Origin of the sequence: Phaeodactylibacter sp., from assembly GCF_022763345.1 — a bacterium.
In the GTDB taxonomy this organism is placed as follows: Bacteria; Bacteroidota; Bacteroidia; order Chitinophagales; family Saprospiraceae; genus Phaeodactylibacter.
The window spans coordinates 138980-145930 of the sequence record NZ_JALEGS010000012.1 but is presented as its reverse complement, the minus strand read 5'-3'; the positions used below and the strand labels follow the sequence as shown (position 1 = coordinate 145930).

The following is a 6951-nucleotide window of genomic DNA, read 5'->3' as shown; positions in this document are numbered from 1 at the left end:
TCCGCACCTATGAGAAGGGGTTGCCACTAACCGATATTGCCCAAATCGCAGAGCTGTCCGTCGAGCAGGTTGAGCAGATCATACAAACCTACGAAGCTGAGAAGTGAGTATCAGAGAAAGCTATGGGAATCGAAGAAGCTATCCTAAAGGAAGTGCGTGAGCAGAGCCTTGAGCAAGGCATCGATCAAGAAAAGCAGCTGTCTGTTATTAGAGGGTTCGAAAACGGAGTTGCTGTAGAGTTAATTGCAAAGATAGTAGACTTGTCATTAGATGAAGTCAAACATATCATTGCATCCTATATAAATAATGATACTGTAAATTGATCACTCTTTCGGGCTAGAAGAAGCTATTTTCAAGGAAGTGCAAAAAAAACCTACCACCCCTCCTTTTCCGCCTGCAAGACCACCTTCGTATCACCACCCAAATGAACAAAAGCGATAATCGAGCAATCGTCCGCTTTGTATTTTTCTTTAAGGGTAATGGCAAAAGACTGCTGCACAAAACTGCCGGTAGTGACCTCCTCCTGAATAAGATTGCCCGCCGCACTGGTGAGCACGTCCCTGAAAACATGCTTGTGCACGTAATTGGGGTCAGGCTCTGAGCTCTCCGGAGTAAGCTGAAGGTCGACCACATTATTCTCTATGAGCATTACGGTCAGGAAAACCGACTCTTCGACGCTAAGGTCGTCCATCATCTGCAGGGTAACGCAGGTTTCCAGTTCGCGAGTGGCTTCGTCGTAGTTATTTTTGATATCAATCAGGACGCGCGGGTCTTCCTGCAGTTCCTGTTCGATAGCGCCCGGCCAGCCATTACGGGGCAACTGTAAATTGAAGCCACCGGGAAATTTCTTGCGGTTGACCACTGCGGTGGGATACCCGAGGGGCTCCCCTACAAAACTCAAAATTTCTTCCCCTTTGACCGTACGCAAAGTATCGAAACTCTCCGGGTAAGGCGGCGCAAAAGAACCGGCATGAATGGAGACCGCAACCAATTGGTCGCCGTGCTGCCCTATGAGCTCTTCCAGCGCGGCACTACCTGCCGGGCAGTTCACGCAGCGAACGCCAGTAAATTCCTCAACCAACACCTGCCGCTGCTGATCGGTAATGGGTGCAGGTTCATCACAAATGCTCTCGACCTGCATGACCGGAGTGATGACCGGAGGAATTTCTTCACAGCCAAATGAAAGAACGACGATTGCGAGTAGGATGCTTAATCTTTTCATGTCTTCAATTTTTAAAAACTAGAGTTAACCGTAAAACGCACGCCGCTGAAAGCGGGTTCAAGGCGGCAAATCCCACCGGTACAGACCACACCTTCCACCTGCTTGATGTAGCTCAGGGAGAAACGGTTGGACCCGTGCGTATAAAATACATCAAAACGTGGATAATGCAAAGCTGCTTTCTCCCCACTGTCGTCAATTGGCGAAGCTTTGCCTGGGTCAATGTTGTACATATCAGAAACCGTGAAGGTCCAGCTGGGGGCAATACTAAACTCCACCAGCCCGAAGAGCCAGCTACCGTAGTCATGGCCCTCTCCTTTGTCGTCCTTACCGGCAATCATGTACTGCCCCTCAAAACGGATGGACTTGCGGCGGGAAAACTTGTAAAGAATATCGAAGTAAGGCGTGACCGTTTCCACGATCGGCGCATCCGGCTTGAACTCAAAGACTTCCTGATTGTACCGCTGTATTTGCAGGCCGGCCAGGAATTGCCAGGTGCGCTTGTACTTGTAAGTGAGTTCAGTATACAGCTCCCGATACAAAAGGTTGTTGTCCAGGTCGGTTATGTTGGAGGCGTTGACGTTGACCCCAAACTTGCGCTTATAATTGTAGCGTATATCCGCCTGCACCGCCATTTCGCCCAGGAACTGCGTGGCTGCATTGTAACGCGCCGTCATCCGGTAAGTATTGACCCGGGCCATTGGCGGAAGGAAATTCACCAAGCCCCGGTTGAGCTGTTCCTGCGGGCGTACCCGGAAGTCGAAATTCTCCGTGCGCTTGCCCTCCACAGAAATGCCCAGCCCGCTTTTGGCGTAGCTCAGACTGCTGTAGAATACGGTACCCGGGGCTTTGTAAAGCTTGTCGCCCACCACCACGCTTGAATCCGAAAGCACAAACTCTCCAAAGGGATCGCTCAGGTTATCCTCCGTCTTGTAGGCGGCCTCCACATACCAGGTCCACGGCCCGGCCGAAAGGGTGTTGTAAGCCGAGAAGGCATAAGTATTGTACACCGGCACAAAAGCATCCTCCTTGGTATAAGTGTTGACTGTAGCGACAATAGAGTTCATGGAGGCGTCATCAAGCGTCCGGTTGACCACGCCAAGGCCAGGTGCGATTGCCCAGAATTTCCCTTCTTCCCCAAAGCTCAGATAGCCATCGATGGCACCGCCTTTAATCACCGGCTCGTATATATCGAATTGCTGCTTCTGCCTTCCGGTGAAGCCTTTGATCTGCCAGTTTTCACCAAGGTCATAAGCCAGGCGGGCACCATAGAGGGCGTTGTCAATCAGCAGAGGGCGCTGCTCAAATGCCCGGAAGATGATCCCACTGCCGATCTGGTCGTAGAGGTAGCCCACCGAGATATCAAATTTGTCCACTTTCTTGTGCACGTACCACCGGCCAATACCCTCTCCGGTGAAGGACCCGGTAGGGTTAAGCAGGTTGGAATTGTTGAAGAGGTCGAAGCGAAGCCCAAAGTCGAAGCCCCAGTTGTTGTACGAAAGGTTGAGCCAGGCATCTGCTCCATACAGCTGCCGGTCGTACTGTGGGGTGTTGGCCGCTCCAATAAGGCTGTCGCGGATGAAGAAGTTGCCGTTAGCTTCAAGGTTGCCCGATAAGGTGCCTCCATTATTATTTTGGCTAAAGCCAGTCACAGCCCCGAAGACGATCAGTGCGCCAGCGGTGAGTGTTTTTCGAAAAATCTGCAATAGGTCCATTCGTTTCGTTGTGTACTGAGGGGTGTGTATTCCTAAAGTTGCGTTAAGGCCGGCCTTTGGGTATACCAGATGGTGGCCATTTGGTAGTTTTACGTCCGGATGAGACCAACCGTTTCCTAAAATTGGCAGCAAAAATCCTGCGAATTGCCGGAATAATGAAATTTTATGCAAAATTAGTCATTCGACGAACAAATATGAAGCCTCCGGCAGGCTGTGTAGTGGGACAAAAAGAAAGTGCACAACTTTCAGAAAGCTTTTGCCCCAACATCTTGCAAAACCCGCCCTTTGGTTGGTTTTGTAAGACATTGGCACAAAACCAGTTGTGCATTTTCTTTTTCGAGAAGCCCTATGCCACTCCCCCCGGAAGTTTTATCTTTGTCCACCATTTTGAAAAATATCAACTCCATGAAAAAAGCCTTGTTACTGACCATCGCCGCTTTATTTGCTTTCAGCCTGGCTACCTTTGCACAGGAAGGCAAAAGCATCCCTTCCGTCGAAGTGAAGACCCTCGACGGGCAAACCCTGGATATCAGGCAGTATGCTGAAGACGGCAAAATTACCATCCTGAGCTTTTGGGCCACCTGGTGCTCCCCCTGCAAAAAGGAACTCGATGCCATTGCTGATCTCTACGGCTTTTGGCAGGAAGAATATGATGCCGAGCTTGTCGCTATCACTATCGACACACAGCGTGCCCTGGCTAAGGTGAAGCCGATGGTGGAAGCCAAAGGCTGGACCTACACCATCCTTTCGGACCCCAATCAGCAACTGCGCAATGCGCTGAACTTCCAGACGATCCCGCAGACCTTTGTGCTCGACAAAGAGGGCAATATCGTCTACAACCACAACGGCTATGTGCCAGGCGATGAGTACGAGCTGGAAGACAAACTAAAAGAACTGACGGGCAAGTAATTACTGCTCCAACCGGAAGCGGATGTACTTGATGGTCTTTTGAGCCGCCAGGTGCATCCGCTCATAGTAGGTTTTGATTTCCAGCTCCGGCATAGGAAGTTCTTCGAGGCTGTAGATGTCGTCGCTGTGGTAGAGGACCTGTGCGCCCTCGTATTCCTGCAGGGTCTCGAGCGTGAACTCATACAAATTTGGCTCATCTGTTTTGAGGTGAATCAGCCCGTCTTTGCGCAACAGTTTTTTATAAACATCCAGAAAGCGAGGTGCGGTTAGTCGGCGGTTGGCTTTGCTCTTTTGCAGGAAAGGGTCAGGGAAGGTGATCCAGATTTCGCTGATTTCGCCAGGTTCAAAAAACAAGTGCAGCTGCTCAATCCGGGTACGCAGGAAAGCGACATTCTCCAATTCTTCCTCCAAAGCGATGCCCGCTCCTTTCCAAATTCTGGCTCCTTTGATATCTACACCGATAAAATTGCGGTTGGGGCTGATGCGGCCCATGCCCAGGGTGTACTCCCCGCGACCGCAGGCCAGCTCTACTACAATGGGGTTGTCGTTTTGGAAATGCTTGGCACACCACGCTCCCTTCAGGCTGACCGGTGCCCCGTTCAGGCCATGCAGTTGCGGCTCCTTCGGGTTGAAGTTTTCGTATACATTCGGGAAGGTCAGCAGCTCCGTAAATTTCTGGAGCTTATTTCTTTTGCTCATGCTTGAGATGGTGTGTTATCGCTTATTGCGGCAAAGATACGAAATCCGTTAAGGCAATAGCAAACGGTCCAATTCAAAATGATAGGCTTGGAATGCCGATAAGTTGTGGTGCCCGGCGCCCTGTATGAGGGCCAGGTCTGAAGGAGAACGGAGCAGCGGCTTTAGTTTGAGGGGCAGCCGAAGTGGAATGAGCCGGTCATGGGTTCCTGCCAGAATATGGATTGGGCACCTTGCTTCAGAGAGGTAACGGAAGGTTGGAAAGTGGTGGCGGAAGATGCCTCTGGGCAGTGGCAACATCACCTGATGCTGAATGACATTCGGCAGCACATCGTAGGGCGTTTCCAAAATGAGCGATTTCGGTGTATACCGGGAAGCCAGATAAGCCGCTACGCCACTGCCCAGGGACCGTCCGTAAAAAATCACTTGCTCGAGCCTGTGGTGCTGCTGTAGCCATTGCAGTGCCGCTTCTCCATCCTGATAAAGCCCGGTTTCCGATGGCTTTCCGGTACTTTTGCCATAGCCCCGGTAGTCGATCAGCAGCACATCATAGCCCCGGTCCGTAAAGGGGCGGTGCATATGCCCCCAACGGCTGAGGTTGCCCCGGTTGCCGTGGAAATAGAGTACCGCGCCCCGAGAGTCTCCCCTGGCCCGAAAAAAGAGCCCATTGATGGCCTCTCCATCAGCAGTGGGTATGCTCACTTCCTCATAGCTGGCCTCGAAAGTAAAGCGATAGCCGGAAGGCAGGGAGCGCGTCTGATAGATGAACCGTTCCTGCCCGGCCCACACCACGAGCACCACTATCAGATAAAGCGCAAGGCCCGCGGCAAAAATCACTGCTCCCGCTTTAATCCACTCCGCCATGCTTGCTGTATTTTGGGAAGAATCCCGTTTTACGAAACATATTGCTAAATTTCAGTATTTTCATGGGTAGGGCTCACCATACCCCTGCCAACCAGAGACCAAACAAGATTAAAGCTATGAAAAAAATAATCAGCCTGCTGCTCTTCCTGACTACTGGAATGGCCCTTTATGCACAAACGGTCACGCTGTCGGAGCCTATTGTGCTGCGCAATGATATTGCCTATCATCTTTTGGGAGAAATGGGCAGCCATACCCTGCTTTTCCGTGACCGTAGCACCACCTTTGAGGTGGTTGGGCTCAACAAAGCCATGAAGGAGTCCTGGACCAAAGAGCTGGAGTTAGACCGCCGCCTGCCCAAAGTAATTGATATTTTGCCTGAAGATGCGCACTTCACCTTGTTCTATCAGTTTAAAGACCGGACGCATACCAAGCTGAAGGCTCACCGTTACGGCCCCGGCGCCAACCTTTTGGATTCGGTTACAATCGTGGACCTGGGCTACCTGTTTTATACCCCAAAATTTATACCGGTTTATTCTGAGGACAAGAGCAAGACCCTCTTCTTTTTTACCGAAAAACAGGATATGATGCGTGCCGTTTGCTTTGATAACAACCGGTTGGAGCTGCTCTGGCAAACGGTGGTTACGCCTCAGGACTTTAACTTCTATCAAAACTTCCTGGAGGTCCTGGTCGACAATGACGGGGATATGACGATCGTGGCCGAGCGTGACAATTACCGCACCAAAAGGGAAGATCACCATTTTGAGTTTTATCACTACGACGGCAGGACCGACCGCCTGACCCGGTTTGACCTGACCATGCCGGAGAAGCTGACCTTCGATGTGATTTTCTCCATTGATCCGCTCAACAAAAGAATTGTAGGAGCAGGGCTTTATTCCGAAAAAAACCTGGGGCGCTCCGACGGGTTTTTCTACCTGAACATCAACCCTGACCGGCCCGAAGATTTCGTGAAGGCCAGCCATCCCTTTTCGGAGGAGTTTATCGTGAGCCTCCTGGGCAAAGAAGCAGATAAAACCAAAGGGGTTCCGGAGGGCCTGCTGCGTGATGTTGTACTGCGTAAAGACGGGGGCGTGCTCCTGATTGGAGAGCTTAGCCGGACCTTTGAACGGAATGGAGCTAACATGACCCGGAACTTTTACGATGGGACGGGGCGGTTTTCAGTAGACTATTACTACGATGAGATTTTTGTGTTGTCCATTCATCCGGATGGAGATTTGCACTGGTCAACGGTTATGCACAAAAAGCAATACTCACAGGATGATGATGGGATTTACTCCTCCTTCTTCGTTTTCAAGACCGCCAGCAGCCTGCGGTTTTTATTCAACGACGAAATAAAGTACGAAAATACCGTAAGCGAATACGTGCTGCGCGGCAACGGCCGTTTCGACCGTAACAGCCTCATGAGCACAGAAAACCTTAAATTGCGGCTCCGGTTCCGCGACGCCATGCAAGTCGATGCCAATACCCTCCTGATCCCGAGTGAGCGTCGCAACCGGCTCAAAATCGCCCGCCTGGAGTATAACTGACCGG

General features: G+C 51.1%; 7 protein-coding genes. 3 read left to right on the top strand and 4 right to left on the bottom strand.

Annotated features, from left to right (window positions below; all coding sequences use genetic code 11):
- Positions 1-122 precede the first annotated feature (122 nt).
- Positions 123-323, top strand: a complete 201-nt coding sequence (locus tag MRY86_RS02925) for a hypothetical protein (RefSeq protein WP_293569196.1) — start codon at positions 123-125, stop codon at positions 321-323.
- A gap of 50 nt (positions 324-373) precedes the next feature.
- On the opposite strand, the gene MRY86_RS02920 is transcribed toward MRY86_RS02925, so the two are convergent.
- On the bottom strand, positions 374-1222 hold the full coding sequence (locus tag MRY86_RS02920) for an Omp28 family outer membrane lipoprotein (RefSeq protein ID WP_293569194.1): 849 nt from the start codon (positions 1220-1222) through the stop codon (positions 374-376).
- 11 nt (positions 1223-1233) lie between these two features.
- The gene (locus MRY86_RS02915) at positions 1234-2934 is read right to left on the bottom strand and encodes a DUF6029 family protein (RefSeq protein ID WP_293569192.1); all 1701 of its coding nucleotides are present in this window, start codon (positions 2932-2934) and stop codon (positions 1234-1236) included.
- Between the two features lie 405 nt (positions 2935-3339).
- On the opposite strand from MRY86_RS02915, the gene MRY86_RS02910 reads away from it, so the two are divergent.
- The gene (locus MRY86_RS02910; protein WP_293569190.1) at positions 3340-3843 is read left to right on the top strand and encodes a TlpA disulfide reductase family protein; all 504 of its coding nucleotides are present in this window, start codon (positions 3340-3342) and stop codon (positions 3841-3843) included.
- Here the strand turns inward: MRY86_RS02910 and trmB are convergent, their stop codons facing one another.
- Together trmB and MRY86_RS02900 are read right to left on the bottom strand one after the other, a co-directional pair.
- On the bottom strand, positions 3844-4542 hold the full coding sequence (gene trmB / locus MRY86_RS02905; RefSeq protein WP_293569188.1) for a tRNA (guanosine(46)-N7)-methyltransferase TrmB: 699 nt from the start codon (positions 4540-4542) through the stop codon (positions 3844-3846).
- A gap of 48 nt (positions 4543-4590) precedes the next feature.
- Positions 4591-5403 carry an alpha/beta hydrolase gene (locus MRY86_RS02900; protein ID WP_293569186.1) on the bottom strand — a complete coding sequence of 271 codons (813 nt, stop codon included), beginning with the start codon at positions 5401-5403 and terminating at the stop codon, positions 4591-4593.
- Positions 5404-5519: 116 nt separating this feature from the next.
- Here MRY86_RS02900 and MRY86_RS02895 point away from each other — a divergent pair, with 116 nt between their 5' ends.
- Entirely contained in the window at positions 5520-6947 is a 1428-nt protein-coding gene (locus MRY86_RS02895) for a hypothetical protein (RefSeq protein ID WP_293569184.1), read from the top strand.
- Positions 6948-6951: the final 4 nt, after the last annotated feature.

Coding starts and splice junctions, on each gene's coding strand:
- MRY86_RS02925 (WP_293569196.1), top strand. CDS start 123: ATGGGAATCGAAGAAGCTATCCTAAAGGAAGTGCGTGAGCAGAGCCTT.
- MRY86_RS02920 (WP_293569194.1), bottom strand. CDS start 1,222: ATGAAAAGATTAAGCATCCTACTCGCAATCGTCGTTCTTTCATTTGGC.
- MRY86_RS02915 (WP_293569192.1), bottom strand. CDS start 2,934: ATGGACCTATTGCAGATTTTTCGAAAAACACTCACCGCTGGCGCACTG.
- MRY86_RS02910 (WP_293569190.1), top strand. CDS start 3,340: ATGAAAAAAGCCTTGTTACTGACCATCGCCGCTTTATTTGCTTTCAGC.
- trmB (WP_293569188.1), bottom strand. CDS start 4,542: ATGAGCAAAAGAAATAAGCTCCAGAAATTTACGGAGCTGCTGACCTTC.
- MRY86_RS02900 (WP_293569186.1), bottom strand. CDS start 5,403: ATGGCGGAGTGGATTAAAGCGGGAGCAGTGATTTTTGCCGCGGGCCTT.
- MRY86_RS02895 (WP_293569184.1), top strand. CDS start 5,520: ATGAAAAAAATAATCAGCCTGCTGCTCTTCCTGACTACTGGAATGGCC.